Raw genomic sequence first — 17,652 nt, 5'->3', positions numbered from 1 at the left:
GCATGACGGACACGGATCAGGAGCAGATCGTCGAATACCTGAAATGGGTGACCACGCGGCTCCACGACACCCAGCAGCAGCTGGCGGATGTCGAGGCCGCGCGCCACGAGCCGATCGCCATCGTGGGCATGGGATGCCGGTTCCCCGGAGGCGTGAGCCACCCCGACGACCTGTGGCGCGTGGTCGCCGGGCAGGTGGACGCGATCTCGGCTTTCCCCTCCGACCGCGGCTGGAACACGGAGACCCTCTATCACCCCGACCCCGACCATCCGGGGACCTCCTACGTCCGCACCGGCGGCTTCCTGTACGACGCGGCCGACTTCGACGCGGCGTTCTTCGGCATGAGCCCCAGGGAAGCACTGTCGACCGACCCGCAGCAGCGACTCCTGCTGGAGACCGCGTGGGAAGTTCTCGAATCGTCCGGCCTCAACCCCGAGGAGATGCACGGCAGTTCCACCGGCGTGTTCGTCGGCCTGATGTACAGCGACTACGGCACGCGGCTGCAGCAAGTACCCGAGGAGTGCGAGGGGTTCGTCGGCAACGGCACCACCGCGAGCGTCGCCTCGGGCCGCATCGCCTACACCTTCGGCCTGGAGGGCCCGGCGGTTACGGTGGACACCGCCTGTTCCTCCTCACTGGTCTCGCTTCACCTGGCCGCCGCCTCACTGCGCCGCGGCGAATGCTCCCTGGCCCTGGCCGGTGGTGCCACCGTCCTGTCCACGCCGACGCTGTTCACCGAGTTCAGCCGGCAGCGCGGACTGTCGCCCGACGGTCGGTGCAAGTCCTTCTCGGCGGACGCTGATGGTGTCGGCTTCGCCGAGGGCGTCGGGTTGCTGGCCCTCGAACGGTTGTCGGACGCTCGCCGCAACGGGCATCCCGTCCTCGCGGTCATCCGGGGCACCGCGGTGAACCAGGACGGCGCTACCAACGGCCTGACCGCACCGAACGGTGCCGCTCAGCAGCGGGCGATCCGGGACGCTCTCGCCGACGCCGGACTCGAACCGGACGACATCGACGCGATCGAGGCGCACGGCACCGGCACTCCGCTCGGCGACCCGGTTGAGGCACAAGCCCTCCGAGAGGTGTTCGGTGCGGGACGCACCCGTCCGCTCTGGCTGGGATCGGTGAAGTCCAACATCGGGCACACCCAGGCCGCCGCCGGAGTCGCCGGCGTGATCAAGATGGTGATGGCGATGCGCCACGCCACCCTGCCGGCCACGCTGCACTGCGCGCGGCCATCCGCGCACCTCGACTGGTCCACCGGCCCGCTGTCGCTCCTCCAGGAGCCCGTCCCCTGGCCGGACGGCCAGGGCATGCAGAGGGCAGGCGTCTCGTCCTTCGGCATCAGCGGGACCAACGCCCACCTCGTGCTGGAACAGGCCCCACCGAAGGCCGAGGAGCCGGCTGGCCGCGAACCGGCTGTCCACACCTGGGCGTTGTCCGCACGCGACATCGGCGCCCTCCGCGCTGCGGCGCAACGGCTTGCGGCTGAGGTCGAAGGCCACCCCGAGCTGCGCGCCGTGGATGTCGGATACTCGCTGGCCGGCCGGCAGGCACTGCCGGTGCGGGCCGTGGTGGTCGGCGAGGACCGTGCGGAGCTGTGCTCCGGTCTTCGGGCCGTGGCTCATGGCAGGACCGGCAGCGGTGTGCTCACCGGCCAGGCCCGAAGCAGTGGGCGGACCGCCTTCCTGTTCTCCGGCCAGGGCAGTCAACGGATCGGTATGGGGCAGCAGCTGCACCGTGAACTACCTGGGTATGCCCAGGCGTTCGATGAGACGTGCAGCTTGCTGGACCCTCATCTGGAACTTCCGCTGCGTGAGGTGCTGTTCGCCGAGGCCGGCTCTCCGCTCGCCGCGCTCCTGGAAGGGACGCTGTATACCCAGGCGGGTCTGTTCGCCGTGGAGGTCGCCCTCTTCCGGCTGGTGGAGCGGTGGGGGCTGCGGCCCGACTATCTGATGGGGCACTCCATCGGGGAGATCTCCGCGGCGCATGCCGCCGGGGTGCTGTCGCTGCCCGACGCTGCCGCGCTGGTCGCCGCCCGGGGCCGGCTCATGCAGAGCACGCCGACAACCGGAGCTATGGTCTCGATCCGGGCTGGCGCCGAGGAGGTGGAAGAGTCACTGATCGGCCTGGCGGACCGGGTCGCGATCGCCGCCGTAAACGGCCCCGCTTCTACCGTGGTCTCCGGGGACGAACGAACGGTTATGGAGGTGGCTGCCCTGTGGCGTTCTCGGGGACACCGTGCCAAGCGGCTGAAGGTCAGCCATGCCTTCCACTCCCCGCACATGGACGTCGTACTGGAGAGCTTCCGTGAAGAAGTCTCCCGACTGTCGTTCCATCCCCCGGCCATCCCGGTGGTGTCGAACGAGACCGGCGCCGTGGCTGCCGTGGAAGAACTGCGTTCGCCGGACTACTGGGCGCGCCATATCCGGGGCACCGTGCGCTTCAGCGACGGCATCGCCTGGCTCGCCGACCACGGCGTCGACACCTTCCTCGAACTGGGCCCGCAGGCCGTCCTTACACCGCTGGTGGAGGAATGCCTGGACGCGGCCAGGGTGCGCGAACGCAGTAACGGGCGGCCGACGCGGCAGTTCCGGACCGCGGCGACCCTGCGTGGGAACCAGCCCGAGACACGCGCGATGCTGACCGCAGCGGCCACGCTGCACGTCGCCGGGACACCGGTGCGCTGGCCCGCGGTGTCCGAGGGCAGCGGGGCCCGGCGGGTCGAGCTGCCTGGCTATCCGTTCCAGCGTCGCCGGTACTGGTTGGAAGCCCCCGAAGCGGCACCGGTGCCTTCGGAAGAGCGCCGTTTCTGGGAGGCGGTGGACCGGCAGGACGTCGGTGATCTTGCGCGCACGCTGGGCATGGGCGCCGGCGCCGAATCCTGGCTGACCGCACTCCTGCCCGCGCTCGCCGGTCTGCGCGGCCGGGGCCGTCACTGGTACCGGTCGGTGTGGCAGGCCATATCAGAGGGCAACGGCATCGTCCCACCCGGTACCTGGCTGGTGGTGGCGCCCGAGGGGCGGGATGGGGATACGGCCGCGGCTGCCGTCAAGGCGTTGGCCGACCGAGCCGAGCGCGTGATCCGCGCCGACATCGACATGGCCGCCGCCGAGGGCCTGTTGCTGACCGAGCGGCTCGCCGGAGCTTTGGGCGGCGAGCGCCCCGCGGGCGTACTCTCGCTGCTGTCCCTGGCTGGCACCGCGTCCCCCATCGACCCGACCGCGGCGCTGGTCCGGGCTCTCGCCGACGCCGGGGTGTCAGCGCCCACGTGGGTCCTCACCCGTAACGCGGTGGCGGTGGAGCCGGCTGAGGCCGCACTCCTGGACCCCGTGCAGGCCGGGCTGTTCGCCCTGGCCGGGTCACCGGCCGGAGAAGCCGTGGCGACCGGTGGCGGTGTGATGGACCTGCCGCCGGTCGTCGAAAGCCGGACCTGGCGGCGGGTGATCGACGTGCTGACGGCATCGGGCGGCTCGCCGCGGTGTGCGGTACGGCCGTCGGCGACGTTCGTGCGGCGACTCGCGAAAACGGACGGTGGGGACGTGACGGACTGGTCGCCTACTGCAGCGGTGCTGCTCACCGGCGCCGACACGCCCCTTGGAGAGCAGGCTGCGCGCTGGCTGGCCGGCGGAGCCACACGACTGATTCTCGCGGATAGTCCGGGAACGGCCGAACTGCAGGCGGAACTGGCGGCACTTGGCCTTCACGTGGAGACGCTCGACGGTGTCCCGGGGCCCAAGGCGGAGTCAGCCCTGGCTGCGGCACTCGGCGGAGAACCGCTGACCGCGGTGGTCCATGCCGCGGCCTCCCGCCCTTGCCAGGACGCTGCATCGGTGTGCGCAGCCGTTGAGGGCCTGGATGCCCTGGTCCGCGACCGGACACTGTCCGCCTTCGTCATCCTCACCGGCCTCCCGGAGACGCTGGACAGCCCGCTGCGGAACTCCTGTGACGCGCTCGTCCGGCGGCGGAGGGCCACGGGCCGGCCGGCCCGCCTGGTGAGCTGGGCGTCGGCCCTCGACGACGCGGCGCGGGAGGCCGGGCTGCGCCCGCTACCGCCGACGGTGCCGCTACTTTCCCGAGCCCTGAGCTGCCGGGAGGAAAGCCTGATCGTGGCGGACGTGGACGCGGAGCGCCTCGTCCGGTGCTTCCCGGACCTGGCAGCCGAGTTGGACGGCACCGGCGTGGAGCAGGGCGCGCTGCGCCGCGTCGGGACGACGACCACCCCGGCCCCCGAGGAGGAGGCAGCCGCGCTGCGGGGCCGGATCGTGGCCGCCGCCGAGGCGGACCGCCCCGGAATCATGTTGGATGTGGTGCTGGACCGTGCCTGCCGGGTGCTCGGACTCGACGCCGTGCCCCGCAGCGAGGCGGAAGCCGAATTCCTGGCCATGGGCTTCACATCGTTGACCACGCTGGAACTGCGCAATGCGCTGTGCCAGGCCCTGGACCTCGACTTGCCGCTGACAGCACTGCTCGACCATCCCACCCCCGCCGCCCTTGTCGACCACCTGCTGAGCGTGGTGGGAGAGGACGGCGAGTCCCCGACCGCAAGCCACCGACCGGTCGAGAGAGCCCATTCATGACGACACGACAGTCGGTGCGGGGCGCCACGGAACCTCGGACGTGCACGCACCCCGCTGCTCCCCGCTCGCGTACACCGTGGGTCATGGCCGGGCTACTGTTCGGCTTCACCTTGGTCGCCTACCTGGACAAGGTGGTGCTCGGGCTGGTGGCCCAGCCGGTGATCCACGAACTGCACCTGTCCTCCACCCAGTTTGGGTTCATCGGGACCGCCGCGGGCCTGCTGGGCCCGCCGGCGGCGCTGCTCTACAGCTTCGTAGCCGACAGGCTTCCCACCAGAGCGGCACTGTGCGTGCTGGCGGTGCTGTGGTCCCTCACCCAACTCCCCCTCTACTTCGCCGGGTCGGCGACCGTGCTGCTCGCTACGCGGTTCGCCCTCGGGGCCGGTGAGGGGCCGGGCTTCCCGGCCGCTCACACGACCCTCTACACCTGGTTCCCCAACGAGCGGCGCGGGTTGCCGGCGGCCCTGTTGACCTCCGGCGCCTCGGTATCCAAGCTGGCCCTCGCTCCCCTCCTGACCGTGGTCATCATCGCTTTCGGGTGGCAGACCGGCTTTCTCGTCGTCGGCTTGGCGGGGCTGGTATGGGCCGCCGTGTGGGCGTTGGCCGGCCGAAGGGGGCCGTACGGGCACGAAGTCACGCATCGGCAGGGAGCCGCCGGCCCGCTCGCCGGGCCGCGCGCGCCGCTGCGGACCATCCTGCTCACCCGGACCTTCATCGGCAGTGTGATCGGCCTGTTCGTGTCCAACATGCTCATCGCGGTCGTCCTCACCTGGCTGCCCTCCTACTTCCAGACGACGCTCGGCTTCTCCGAGGCCACGGCGGGGTCCCTCTTCGGCCTTCCGAATGTCGCCGGGCTGGTCTTCCTGTTCGGACTGGGGTGGTGGAGTGACCGCCGACTGCGGAGGGGAACGCCCTCCCGAGGCAGTCGCGGGCTGGCCGGTGGGGCGGTGCTGCTCGCTGGGGGAGTGCTGCTGGCCTTGATCCCCCTGTCCGACACCGTTCCCATGGCGCTGCTGCTGGTGGTCCTCGGCTACGGACTGACCCTGGCGATTCAGAGCGTGGCCAACCCCGCCGCAGCGGAGATCGCACCGGTCGGCCAGCGGGCCCGGGTGCTGGCGGTGGCGCTCGCCTTCGGAGCCGTGGGCGGCATTCTGAGCCCCTGGCTGAGTGGTGTCGTGCTGGACGCCGCCAAGACTCCCGCTGAGGGGTATTCCCACGCCTTTCTGCTGCTCGGTGTGGTGATTTCCGCCGGTGGCCTTCTTTACGGGTTCCTCGTCGACCCGGACCGGGATCGCCAGCGCGTCATGGCCGCCGCGACGTAAGTACCCGTCGAGTCACGTTTCCGGCACCACGGCGGACGGAAACGAGGCTATGTACTACCGCCGGTGTACGTAATTTCCACTGGACGTACGGGAATTCACGCACGCGATTAAGCATGGCGCACCGGCCGGCACTGCCCTAGCATCTCCCTCGCCCGCGGACTTTCCTTTTCTAGTCCCCCAGCCTACGGAGCAAGTACTGGCATGATTCGCCGCCTCCTTCCCCTTACATTCGCCGTATTCGCGATCGGCACGGACAGCTTTGTGGTGGCCGGAGTTCTACCGGACGTCGCACACACACTTCAGGTGAGTGTCGGCTCGGCCGGACAATTGGTGACGGCATATTCCCTTGCCTACGCCGTATGTTCGCCACTCATCGCCGTTCTGGCCGCCAACTGGTCCCGTAACCGTGTCCTGCTGACCGGCTTGGCCGTCTTCGTGGTGGCCAATGTCTGCACCGCCCTGGTGCCCAATTTCACCCTGGTGATTCTTTGCCGGATCTTGGCAGGTATCGGGGCCGCGGCGGTGACCCCGGGGGCGACCGTCGCCGGCGCCTCGCTCGCGCCCCCCGAGAAGCGGGCGGCGGCACTCTCCATCGTGACCGCCGGTCTGTCCGTGGCGACGGCTCTGGGAGCCCCGCTCGGCACTGCCATCGGCAGCAACTACGGATGGCGTTCGACGATGTGGTTCGTCGCCGCCGTCGGCGCCGTCGCCGGGATCGGCATCGCCCTCTTCCTGCAGAAGATCCCGGCGCCTCCCGCGGTGCCGTGGACCCGCCGGTTGGCCCCGCTCGGCAACCCGCGCCTCGCCCTCACCCTGGGCAGCACCCTGCTGTTCTTCACCGGGAACTACGTACTCAACACCTACATCAGCCAGACCTTCGACCGGGCGACCGGTGGGGCGGGGAGCACGCTCGCCGTCCTGCTGCTGGTCTCCGGCATCGCCGGTGCCATCGGCAGCTTCGGCTCCGGGCCGCTGACGGACCGCTACGGCAACCGCCGCATCATCGTTATCGCGGCGACGGTCGCGGCCATCGACTTCGCGGTCACCCCGTGGTCCGGCGCTCTCCTCTCCACCGCGTTCGCGGCGGTAGCGGTCTGGGGACTGTCCGGATTCTCGCTGGTGGTGCCGTTGCAGCACCGGCTGATATCCATCTCGCCGCAGGACGCGCAGCTGTCGATCTCTCTCAACAGCTCGATGATCTTCATCGGTGCCTCGCTGGCCGGAGTGGTCGGCGCCGCGGGGCTGGATCTGATCGGCGGGAGGTACCTCGGAATCATCGGCGGTGCTTTCTTCGCTGTCGGCCTGATCGTCGCTGAGCTCACCCAGCGCTTGATCCGGAGGCAGGCCGCCGCTCAGCAGGAGGCCGTGTCGGAGCCACAGGCCGCCCGCACTTGAGTCCGACGCCGCAGTTCCGTGGCCCGCCGCACAGCCATCTGTGCGGCGGGCCACGGTCGTACGGCTAAGGGAGGACCGCCAGCAGACCGGCCAAAGCCACCCGCGACTTGACGCCGAGTTTGCGATAGACACGGGTGAGGTGGACGTCGATGGTGCGCGGACTGAGCGTCAGTCGCTCGGCTATCTCACGGGTCCGCACACCGGAAGCGGCTAGTTCGGCGACCTCGCGCTCTCGGGTGGTCAACTCCGCGAGTTTCTCCAGGACCGACGCTCCGCCGACGGCCGGCAGCCCCTCCAACTGTCGGCGTCGCTCACCGACTTCGAGCGTGAACCGCGAGGACTCGCACTGCCCCGCCACGTACTCGGCCTCGGCGAGCAGCTCTATTGCATCCTCTGGTCGACTGTCCTCTGCTGCGCACTGTGCCGCCGGCAGTAGTGCACGAGCCTGTGCGCACAACATGCCCGCCGTGGAGAACAGCGCGGCCGCATTGCGATAGAGCACTGCCGCCGTCCGGTAGTCCTGGCTGCCCTTGGCCACATGGGCCTGCGCCAGAAGCACATGGGCGCGGTGGTTCGACAGTGTCGTCGACATCCGCGCGTCCGCGCTCCACTGCGGCACCGGCACCTGGATGTGCAGCGACGCAGCTGTGAGGGCTTCGAAGGCGATGGGGAGCAATGCAGTGGGCAGCTCCGGAAGGTCGGGGCCGCCGCCCGCGCGCAGGACCAGAGCAGCGCTCGGCTCGAAGCGTCCGGCCAGCCGTGCCGCATCCGCCAGGCACAGCGCCGCCAGCCGGTTCCAGTCGGACGACTGAGGGTCGATCGCACCGGCGGCCTCCCCATGACCGGTGGCATCCTCCGGGCCAATGTAGTGCGCACCCTCCGCCAGGACGCCGACACGCTCCTTCAACGCCGTGGCCAGGGTCCGCTGAGGCTCAGCGGCGCAGGTTTCGAACACCTCCTGATGGCTGACCAGCACCTTCCGGGCCTCGATCAGCCTGCCAATTTGCTGATAGGCGTAGCTCAGGCCGTTGATGACCACGGGCAGCAGGTGACTACCACCCCGCTGACGCATCACCGCAGCGCTGCGGGAGAGATGCCGCAGGGCATCGTCGAACTGCCAGTTGAGGATCTCTGACCAGCCGAGGATGGCGAGGTACTCCGGGTGCGCGGCCAACGTGATGTCGGGGGAGGCGTCGAGGATGGCTCTACCGGGAGCCAGCGCCCGCTCGGCCTCGTCGATCTCGTTGTTGAGGATGTGGTAGAAGCCGCGCAACACCAGCGCCCCGGCTTCAGCCACGGACATGTGGTGCTTACGGGCCAGCCGCAGCGCGATCGCCAGATCGTCCGAGTCGTCGAGGCGGCCGCTAAGGAAGGCGACCGTGCTTCGGGCCAGCAGCAGGGGCACCACTTCGGCCTGCTTTTCGGCGGGCAGCGTGTCCAACTCGACGACGAGTTGGTCACTGGCAGTGGAATCGTGCCCGCACGCGGCTTCCAAGATGGCGCAGAAGGCGATGACTTCGACCCGGACCGGGCAGGACGCGCACCGTGCCCGTTCGATGATGTCGTGCACCAACTCCAGTGCCGGACCGGTGCGGCCGGCGGAGATGTGGGCGCGTGCCAGCGCGACGAGCAACTCGACGCGTTGGTCGTTGCTGTTGCCGGAGCGGGGCAACCGGCGGAGCGCGGCCTTGAGCCAGCGGGCCGCGGAATCGGCGTCGGACGACATCCGTTCTGCGGCTGCCTGCGCGAGCACGGCGACATCCTCGGCGTCGGCCACGGCCGGGCCGCGCTCGATGTGCCAGGCACGTTCGGCGGCGGTTGCCCCTTGGACAGCCAGCATCGTGCCGACCCTGCGGTGGGCATGGGCTCGCCGGTGCCAGCCGATCTGGTCGTACATCAGCCGCCCGATGAGGGGGTGGCGGAAGCGCAGGCTCGCCGGGTCCTCCGCCGGCCGCAGTAGGTCGCGGTGGCAGAGACCGTCGATCGCCTGGCCCGTGACCTCCGGGCTCAACTGAGCGACATGAGCCAGCATGTCCAGATCGAATCGGTCGCCGAGTACGGAACCCGCATGCACGACCGCCGTCTCCTGCTCCGTGAGCGTCTCGATCTCCGGCATCAGCCGGGCAGCGAGCCGGTCGGCGACCTTGCGGGGCAGCATGCCGTCGTACGGCACATCGGCAAGCAGTTGCAGATACAGCGGGATGCCGTGGCTCTCCCGGTGCAGCCGCCCGGCGCGTTCGTCACCGGCGGTAAGCCCTAGCAGTTGGGCGGACTCGTCTGGGCTGAGTGGCCCGAGTTCGATGGTGCGTACGTACCCCAGCCCTGCACGGTCGGCGATTGACCCGCGTAGGCGGAATGACGCCTGGCGCGGCCGCTGCGCGATCACGAGGTGCAGTGGGGCGGTATCCATCGGTCGGCGCAGCAAGTGATCGACGATCTCCCTGGACCCCGCGTCGGCCCAGTGGAAGTCGTCGAGGAGTACGACCAATGGCTGACGGGACCATTCATGCAACAGCGTGCGGACGGCAGCCGGCAGTCCCTCTCGCCCGGCCGGGCCGCTCCACTCGGCGGCGGACGGGGCGGTGAGCTCTCCTAGTACTGGCAGCGCGTCCGCACGTACCTCGGCAGGCATGGTGTCGAGACCGGTGGAGATGACCTGGGTGAAGAGATCGAACATCTTGGCGCGGCCGAACTCGGTGCCTCGCGCTGTCAGTGTCTGGATCCCTCGTGACTTCGCCTCGCCGGCGAGGTCAGCAAGCATCCGAGTCTTGCCACTGCCGGGATCGCCGACTAGCTCTGTGATTGAACCAGCCCCCGCGGCCAGGCTATGTAACAGAACGTCAACTTCCTTACGCCGCACGCCGCTGGGTCGTACGTACACCCCGTTCGTCACATGCATCTGCGCCGCAGCTCCCTCCGCCGTTGTGCCCTGCAGGCTCTCGCACTCGACCACTCGACGCACTGATCACAGAGCTAGGAGCCTACTCCTCGCCTGTTGTTCCCAGCAGTTGTGACCACGATCACGTCCGCATATTTGACCTACGTATGAACTGTTGTTTGTGCCTCGACGTCCTCGCTGACCTGGGCCTTCGGTATCGCCGGGACGGCTCTGCGGCAAGGGCTGCGCGAAGCGCGTAAGCGGTTTCCCTGATGTCCCCTCTGCAGGGGCTGGAACATACTTGGGGAACTGAGTCGAAGATTTCAGTTTTTGCGCATGCTCGGAGGGGGTGTGCGCTAAGCAGTTAACTAGGGGGAATCCGGCCGCCGCTTACGGCGAACCGTTCTCCAGTTGACATAGGTGGTGCTCCGGCCCGCAGGCAAGGCCGGAACGGGCAAGTCGGCCCAACGGGGGGTATTCGTGAAGTATTGTCTGCTCGGTCCGCTCTGGGTAGATGGAATGGAAGGCGTCGGCTCTCCTGCAGTGGAGAAGGTGCCTCGCAAAGTGCAGGTCCTGCTGGCCACCTTGTTGGTCCAGAGAAATCGTGTGGTCTCCGCAGAGCGGATCATCGAGGAGATTTGGGGGGAGAGCCCGCCGCGCCGAGCCACCGCCGCACTGCACGTCTACATATCGCAGTTGCGCAAGTTGCTGGCCGTGGCGGACGGTGGGACTCATCCAGTTGTCACGAGAGCTCCCGGCTATCTCATGCAACTCCACGGCGAGGAGACCGATGTTGAATTCTTCAGCGGGCTGCTGAGTCGAGGGCGGGCGTGCATGGCGGTCGGCAACCATCAGGAGGCGTCCGAGCGCTTTGAGGCAGCGTTGGGTCTCTGGCGCGGTCCTGTGCTCAGCGGTCTGCGGGAGGGCCCCATCGTCAACGGCTTCGCCGCCTGGGCCGAGGAGCTTCGGCTGGAGTGCGTTGAACTACTCGTCGAGGTCAACTTCATGCTGGGACGTCACCGGGAGTTGGTCAGTTTCCTGCAGTCCGTGGTATCCGAGCATCCGCTCCACGAGACGTTCTACCGGCAGCTCATGCTCGCGCTCTATCGCTGCAACAGACGTGCGGAGGCTCTGGAGATCTACCAGCGGGCGCGTAATACCCTCAAGGCGGAGCTGGGGTTGGAGCCGTGCCGCGCCCTGCATGATATGCACAGCGCCATTCTGACTTCCGACGACCGACTCGAAGCGGGGCAGCCGGTCGCCTTCTGACCGCCGGGCCCATGTCGGGGAGTGGACCGCCAGGGCGCACTCTTTGACACGTGAGCAGGAAGCCGCCGATCTGCTCGGCGCTGGACGCTCAGGTGGTATCCCGGCCGTCCCAGCGATCCCGGAACCACGGCAGGGTCTCAGCAAGCAGTTCGCGGTTGTGGTCCTTCTAGCAGTGACAGGCGGAAGCTGGGACGCAGCTCCAGCTAGCCCTCCTGGATGTCGACCCCCTGCCCGTTGGTTGAGGCGCTTGAGGAGTTCGACACGCAGCAGGCGGTCGGTGAACGGCTCGCGTGCGGCGGAGGTGCTTGGAACATCACCTCCGCCGTCCCACCGCGCCGCTGCCCGAGCAGAGCGCCAGCGGCCAGATGTGGCGGCCCGGCGCGCCGGCCGCGCCGAGCATGAGGAACGCGTTGGTGATGACATGTCTCGCCCCGTAGCCGATCCAGCCGCCGAGCTCATCCCAGCGGGCGAAGAGCGCACGTACCGCCTCCACCGTGTCGAGGGAGTCGCCCGTGGCGAGCTGGCGGAAGAACTGCTCGGCGCGCGTCTCCTCGCCCTGGCCTACCAGGCTGTGCTGCGCCGTGTCTTCGCCGTCCGTCTGGTCGTCGTCGGCCCCAGAGACCAGCAGGGCGAGGTCGTCGGCACGAGCGCGGATCTCTTTCGCGCCCCAGCGCTCGGTGGCGGCAATGCGGCGGTTCATCTCCAGGTGGCTGCCCTGCAACAGGTCCTGTTTGCGCTCGAAGGGCTGATTGGACAGCTTGGAGCTGATCGCGGTGAGCATCAGGTTCCCGAGAGTGTGCTGCAGCTGGGCGGGCGTGCCGGTCCTCCGCGCGTGCACCGTCGACCGCGTCTTCGTGCCGCATCCCGAGTCACTCGCCGCCGGGCGGCTGCGGCATGACATGCTCGATGGTGAGCTGAGCGGCGGTAAAGTCCACCGGCTCGGCATGCTCGTAGCTCTCCTCCAGCCGCTGCAGCACCATGTTGCGCTGGTGCCAGCGCTCGTACTGGTTAGAAGGGCGCCGTCTGGATCTTCTTGCGCAACTCGTCGTCGGGCCAGAAGCGGTTGTCGGCGGAGAGGAGCTGGTGTAGGCCGTCGGCTACGGGCACGTCGAGCGGAAGCTGTTCGGGAACGGCCTGGAAGATCCGGTTGCGGTTGTTCGTCGGCACCCGGCAGATCATCCGGCGCACCAGGAAGTTCTCGATGTACGACATCGCGCGGGCAGTGTCCGCGGAGTCGAGCTCCCCGCGCTCGCGCCGGTCGAGCAGCAGCATCGGGGCGGAGTAGGTGACCTGGGCCTGCCAGGTGTCCAGACGGTGCAGATGGGCGCGGACTGCTGCGTCTGACCAAGCACTCGCTGCGCGGCGGGCCCCAGCGCGCTCCCGTCTCCCTGGCCGCGACCCGCATGCTCCGCTTCGCCTGCAGACTGGCCACCACCCCCGGCACCCAGGCGGACCTGGCCCGTGAGCCCGACAGGCTCCGTCCATCGAGCCCGCGCCCGTACCGCCCTACCGAAACGGCGAACGGCAAGGAGTGAGCCGCGATAATGCACGCGATGTGGAACGGCATGGTACTCGCTCGGACGCCCCGCACGAAGGTGGTGGCCCCCCGGAGTCGCTGCACCGCGAGTGCTTCAGCGACAGTCCGACCAAGTCCGTGTAACCGTGGAGGGGCATGGCCCGCTATTACCCGGTCACCGTCGACGGCGTACTCAACCCCCACGCTGCCTGGTACTACCCTCACCCCACCTTCCTCGCCCGCCGGATCAAGAACCATGTCGCCTTCTGGAACGGTGTCACCGTCGAAGGCACCCTGGAAAAGAAGTGACTGAGCGTGGGGCGGTTGCCTTTACCCCCCGTTAGCGTAGATGTTCCCGGGGTGCTGCCCCGGCCTGCCGCGAAAGCCACACTGCCACCGACCAAGGGTGCCTCCGCACAACATCTGGAACACCTGGACGCCGCTCAATCGTGCTGACGCCGTATTGGCTCGGAGGGCGACGGCCCGTCGTCGGGAACGCCGGGTCAGGAGCTACCGCAGAGCAGGGACTACCGTGCCGTCCGCGACCGGCATGGTGTCCTTGCGGCACCATCGGTAGGTATGCACCAGTCAGAGTGGAGGAACCCTTCACGCCGTGGGTCCGCGTTTTACCCACGAGGAGGACAGATCGGAGCTGCTGGCCTCCTGCTATCGGGAGTCGCTGCGGGTCGCGGATGAACTCGGTGCCGTACGGTCGCGTTCCCTGCCGTCTCCGCCGGTATCTACGGGTGGCCCTTGGAGGACGCCGCCCGGATCGCGGTGGAGACGGTGAGGGGTGCGGAGACGGCCGTCGAAGAGGTCCGGTTCGTGCTCTTCGACGAGCGGGCGTACGAGGCGTTCGCCGCACAACTCCGATAGCGAGCCACGGTTCCGGTTTGCCTCAGGTGCCTGAGTCCCCAGCCTTGCAGCGCCCGGTGTACAGCCGTCTCTTCTGAGGCGCCCGTACACCGGGCGTGAATGTCCGGCTTCATGGACGTGTTTCCGATGACGCATCATGTGGAGTGCGTCGCATCCTTGAACGTCCGTGAAGGGGTCCTGACCTGCGCCTTTGCGAGTGTGCGTTATGTGCGCTGTGGGCGTTATGGAAGGTAATCCGACGCTGTAGTGACGCTCGTGACGCCTATTTGACGCTCATTCTGATGGGGTGTCACCTGTGAGCAGGTGCAGACGGTGAGTGAGTATCGGGAGGCGGGCTCGAACGGCACCCTCGACGACCACGCCTACCCGGAGCGCGGCGTCCACTGCGCCATCGGCGCCCTGGCCGTGATCCTCATGGTCGCCATCCAGTACGAGATCAACGAGGTCATCACCGGCCTGGTGGGCGTCGTGCTGATCGCCTGGTCCTTCTGGTCCTCTGCCCGCCGCAACCGCGCACTCGCGGCGCATGCCGGGGAGACGGAGACGGCCGAGACCGTCACGGCCTAGTGCCGTAGGTCAAGGACTGGTCATGGATTAGGGCCACGGTGCGCGCGGGCGTACTCTTTGGACGGTTTGAACGGACACCTCGTTCGGTGAGGCGTCTTCACGGACACAGGCCACTGATCCCACCCGTCGAGAGACGCTCCGGATCAGGACAGGTCTCCCCGGCCCAAGGGGTGACCCCAAGTGGCTTCCCCCGCAAGGGGATTACGCCGTGGAGTGCCAAAGCTCTGACGAGTTGGGGTGTGCCGGGAGCGAACATGCCCGGCTGCCCCTTGCCGCACGACCGCGACGCCCAGTGCGCGGCTGGACCGGGAGGAGGTGACATGGACAGTAGTCCGGGCCATAGTCGGCCCCTCTTCGTGTTGTCCGCGTCGTCCTTCCGTGGCCCGAGGCAGCCCGCTCTCCCTTGAACCGCTCGGCTCCTAAGTCGGCGGTTCGCCCAGCTCACCGGCCTCGGCGGGCCGCGCACCGGCGTATGCGCGGTGGGCCTGCCGCCGCCGGTTCGGGGAGGAAGTGCGCCGCCGTGGGCCGCTTGATGCCCCGCCATGCCGGGGCAAGGGGGTGTTCACCTTGGCTGCCCACACTCTGCTCATGTCCACCACCGCTCGCCTGCGCGACCGCCGGGTCGACCTGGAGCGGCGTGTAACCGCCTCCAAGGCGGTGCGCACCTCCCTGGTCTCGCTCGCTGGCCTGATCGGCGGCCCCGTCACGAACCAGTCCGGCGACGAGGTCGGCCGTGTCGTCGATGTCGTGGCCCGGCTCTACGGAGCGGACTCGTACCCCCCGGTCACCGGCCTGATCCTGCGCATCGGCCGACGCCGTACCTTTCTCGCCTCGGACGCCATAGGCAAGGTCCATGCAGGGCACGTGCGGCTGAGCACCGCCCGGGTCGACCTGCGCGACTTCGCCCGCCGCCCCGGCGAGGTGCTGCTGGGCAAGGACGTGCTCGACCATCAGCTCGTTGACGTGGACGGCGTCCAGGTCACCCGGGCCGCCGATCTGTATCTGGCGCCGCTGGTCGACAAGGTGGTGCTGGTCGGCGTGGACGTCTCCCTGCCCACGCTGCTGCGCCGGCTCGGCCCGCGCCGGTGGCAGGCTCGGCCCACTCCGGAGCGGGTACTGGACTGGCAGGCGGTGGCCCCCTTCGCCGAGCAGGCGACCGAGGGCCCGCCGGAGGTACGGCTGCGCGCCTCTCGGGCCGCGCTGCACCGGCTGCGTCCGGCTGATCTGGCCGACATCCTCGAAGACCTGGGCCGTGCCGAGCGGCAGCAGCTGCTGGGCTGGCTGGAGCCGGAGCACGCCGCCGACGCGCTGGAGGAGATGGAACCGGCCGAACTGGAGAACCTGCTGCGCGAGGCGAAGCCGGAGCACGCGGCCCGGCTGGTCGACGAGATGGAGCCGGACGAGGCCACCGACGCGCTGCGCGACCTCACCCGTGAGGAGCGTGAGGCGCTGCTGACACGCATGCCGTCCGGCGAGGCCGCGGAGCTGCGGCGGCTGCTGGCGCACCGGGAGGGCACCGCGGGCGGCGCCATGACCACCTTGCTGATCACCGCCGGTCGGGACGAGACCGTCGCTCAGGTGCGGGCCCGGCTGGCCGAGCAGGCCGAGCACCGCACCGAGATCGACGCCGTCGCCGTCGTGGACGAGGAGGGCCGTCTTGTCACCGACATCGCGCTGTTCGACCTCGCCGTAGCGGAGGACACCACCCTTGTGGCCGACCTGGCCGCCTGGCGGGCGCAGTTCGGCCCGCCCATCACCGTCCGTCCGGACACGGCGCTGGCCGCTGCCGCCGATGAGCTGGTCGCCGCCCGCGCCTCCTCCCTGCTGGTGGTCGACGACACCGACCGCCCGCTCGGCCGGATCCTGGCCGACGACCTGCTCGACAACCTGCTGCCCGAGCGCGGGCGGCTGCACTTCCGGAGGTTCCTGCAGTGACCCGCGACCTCGACACCACCGCGGGGACTCCGGCGGCTCCCACGGCCACTACAACCCCCGCACGCCGCACCGGTTGGCGGCGCATCACCATGATCGCGGCGATCGCCGGCCCCGGCCTGGTCGCCGCGAACGCGGGCAACGACGCCGCCGGCATCGCTACCTACGCCTCGGCCGGATCGCAATTCACGTACGGCACGCTGTTCTTCATGGTGCTGGTCACCATCGCACTGGTGATGGTGCAGGAGATGGCCGTACGCCTGGGCGCGCACACCGGTAAGGGCCTCGGGGCGCTGATCCGCGAACAGTTCAGCCTGCGCCTGACCGGACTCGCGGTGTTCTGCCTGCTGCTGGCCAACACCGGCCTGGTCGTCAGCGAGTTCGCCGGCATCGGCGCCGCGTTCGAACTCCTCGGCGTGCCCAAGTGGGCGGTCATCCCGCCGGCCGCGATCCTGCTGTGGTCACTCGTTCTGTTCGGCTCCTACCGGTGGGCCGAACGCATCTTCCTGATCATGTCGCTGGCGTTCTTCGCCTACCCGATCGCGATGATCCTCGGCCACCCGCACTGGGGCGAGGTCAGCAAACACCTGGTCGTCCCGCACGTCGAGCCGAGCAAGGACTTCATCCTCCTCGCGGTCGCCCTGATCGGCACCACGGTCAGCCCCTACATGCAGTTCTACGCCGCCGCCGGGGTCGTGGACCGCGGTGCCAAGCCGGAGGACTACCGGCTGATCAGGCTGGACGCGGTGACGGGGGCGGTCTTCGCCTGCATCATCAGCCTGACCATCATCATCGCCACCGCCTCCGCCATCGGCGGCACCGGCCCGCTCGACTCCGCCGCCCAGGCCGCCGAGGCCCTCAAACCGGTGGCCGGCCAGAACGCCGAACTCCTCTTCGCCCTCGGCCTGATCGGTGCCTCCGCTCTCGCGGGCGCGGTGGTCCCGCTGTCCGCGAGCTACGCCATAGGCGAGGCCGCCGGCGTGGAACGCTCCGTCTCCCGCAGCTTCCGCGACGCGCCCCTGTTCCTGGGCCTGTTCACCGCCCAGATCGTCCTCGGCGCGGTGGTCGCCATGACCCCGGTCGACGTCATCCAGCTCCTCATCGGCACCCAGGTCCTCCAGGGCCTGATCAGCCCCATCGTCCTGGTCTACCTGCTGGTCCTGACCAACCGCCGATCCGTGCTCGGCGCGGCGGCCAACGGCCCGCGCTATCGCATCGCGGCCACCGCAGTGGTTGTCGGCGTGGCCGCCATGTCCACCATCCTGCTCGTCCAGACGGTCCTGGGCTGGTTCGGCCTCGCCTGAACACCCCCCATGC

The 17,652-nt window shown here is 69.0% G+C and carries 12 protein-coding genes, 1 pseudogene and 1 riboswitch; of the genes and pseudogenes, 10 read left to right on the top strand and 3 right to left on the bottom strand.

Going from position 1 to position 17,652, the window contains the following annotated elements; all coding sequences use genetic code 11:
* Positions 1–2: 2 nt before the first annotated feature.
* The 3 genes from JNO44_RS42205 to JNO44_RS42195 all read left to right on the top strand — a co-directional run bounded on the left by JNO44_RS42205 (position 3) and on the right by JNO44_RS42195 (position 7,297).
* On the top strand, positions 3–4,580 hold the full coding sequence (locus JNO44_RS42205) for a type I polyketide synthase (protein ID WP_205369206.1): 4,578 nt from the start codon (positions 3–5) through the stop codon (positions 4,578–4,580).
* A gap of 83 nt (positions 4,581–4,663) precedes the next feature.
* Positions 4,664–5,902 carry an MFS transporter gene (locus JNO44_RS42200; RefSeq protein ID WP_240167906.1) on the top strand — a complete coding sequence of 413 codons (1,239 nt, stop codon included), beginning with the start codon at positions 4,664–4,666 and terminating at the stop codon, positions 5,900–5,902.
* Between the two features lie 201 nt (positions 5,903–6,103).
* Entirely contained in the window at positions 6,104–7,297 is a 1,194-nt protein-coding gene (locus tag JNO44_RS42195; RefSeq protein ID WP_205369204.1) for an MFS transporter, read from the top strand.
* Positions 7,298–7,361: 64 nt separating this feature from the next.
* Here the strand turns inward: JNO44_RS42195 and JNO44_RS42190 are convergent, their stop codons facing one another.
* The gene (locus JNO44_RS42190) at positions 7,362–10,196 is read right to left on the bottom strand and encodes an ATP-binding protein (protein WP_205369203.1); all 2,835 of its coding nucleotides are present in this window, start codon (positions 10,194–10,196) and stop codon (positions 7,362–7,364) included.
* Between the two features lie 543 nt (positions 10,197–10,739).
* Between JNO44_RS42190 and JNO44_RS42185 the strand changes: the two genes are divergently transcribed.
* The gene (locus tag JNO44_RS42185) at positions 10,740–11,444 is read left to right on the top strand and encodes an AfsR/SARP family transcriptional regulator (RefSeq protein ID WP_240167905.1); all 705 of its coding nucleotides are present in this window, start codon (positions 10,740–10,742) and stop codon (positions 11,442–11,444) included.
* A 313-nt stretch (positions 11,445–11,757) separates the two neighbouring features.
* On the opposite strand, the gene JNO44_RS44285 is transcribed toward JNO44_RS42185, so the two are convergent.
* Both JNO44_RS44285 and JNO44_RS44280 read right to left on the bottom strand, forming a co-directional pair.
* Positions 11,758–12,225, bottom strand: coding sequence for an HNH endonuclease family protein (locus JNO44_RS44285; protein ID WP_275695794.1), 468 nt, complete (start codon positions 12,223–12,225; stop codon positions 11,758–11,760).
* Positions 12,226–12,452: 227 nt separating this feature from the next.
* Positions 12,453–12,716 carry a hypothetical protein gene (locus JNO44_RS44280; protein WP_240167904.1) on the bottom strand — a complete coding sequence of 88 codons (264 nt, stop codon included), beginning with the start codon at positions 12,714–12,716 and terminating at the stop codon, positions 12,453–12,455.
* A 400-nt stretch (positions 12,717–13,116) separates the two neighbouring features.
* On the opposite strand from JNO44_RS44280, the gene JNO44_RS44275 reads away from it, so the two are divergent.
* The 6 genes and pseudogenes from JNO44_RS44275 to JNO44_RS42155 all read left to right on the top strand — a co-directional run bounded on the left by JNO44_RS44275 (position 13,117) and on the right by JNO44_RS42155 (position 17,639).
* The gene (locus JNO44_RS44275) at positions 13,117–13,269 is read left to right on the top strand and encodes a DUF427 domain-containing protein (protein ID WP_240167903.1); all 153 of its coding nucleotides are present in this window, start codon (positions 13,117–13,119) and stop codon (positions 13,267–13,269) included.
* 304 nt (positions 13,270–13,573) lie between these two features.
* On the top strand, positions 13,574–13,750 hold the full coding sequence (locus tag JNO44_RS45435) for a macro domain-containing protein (RefSeq protein ID WP_420882731.1): 177 nt from the start codon (positions 13,574–13,576) through the stop codon (positions 13,748–13,750).
* Positions 13,714–13,836: a macro domain-containing protein gene (locus JNO44_RS45430; RefSeq protein ID WP_420882777.1), complete on the top strand. Its 123-nt coding sequence runs from the start codon at positions 13,714–13,716 to the stop codon at positions 13,834–13,836. The genes JNO44_RS45435 and JNO44_RS45430 overlap by 37 nt, the downstream gene beginning before the upstream one ends.
* Before the next feature lie 342 nt (positions 13,837–14,178).
* Positions 14,179–14,403: pseudogene (locus JNO44_RS42165) on the top strand (DUF475 domain-containing protein); the annotation flags it as partial.
* 71 nt (positions 14,404–14,474) lie between these two features.
* Positions 14,475–14,647: riboswitch (M-box (ykoK) riboswitch) on the top strand.
* A gap of 344 nt (positions 14,648–14,991) precedes the next feature.
* The gene (locus JNO44_RS42160; protein ID WP_205369201.1) at positions 14,992–16,338 is read left to right on the top strand and encodes a magnesium transporter MgtE N-terminal domain-containing protein; all 1,347 of its coding nucleotides are present in this window, start codon (positions 14,992–14,994) and stop codon (positions 16,336–16,338) included.
* Positions 16,335–17,639 carry an NRAMP family divalent metal transporter gene (locus JNO44_RS42155; RefSeq protein WP_235094786.1) on the top strand — a complete coding sequence of 435 codons (1,305 nt, stop codon included), beginning with the start codon at positions 16,335–16,337 and terminating at the stop codon, positions 17,637–17,639. Before JNO44_RS42160 ends, JNO44_RS42155 begins: the two co-directional genes overlap by 4 nt.
* The last annotated feature ends 13 nt before the right edge of the window (positions 17,640–17,652 follow it).

The sequence above is a fragment of the Streptomyces noursei genome, from assembly GCF_016917755.1.
GTDB lineage: Bacteria > Actinomycetota > Actinomycetes > Streptomycetales > Streptomycetaceae > Streptomyces > Streptomyces yunnanensis.
Note: the sequence above shows the minus strand (reverse complement) of the source record. Positions and strands in the feature narration are given on the sequence as shown.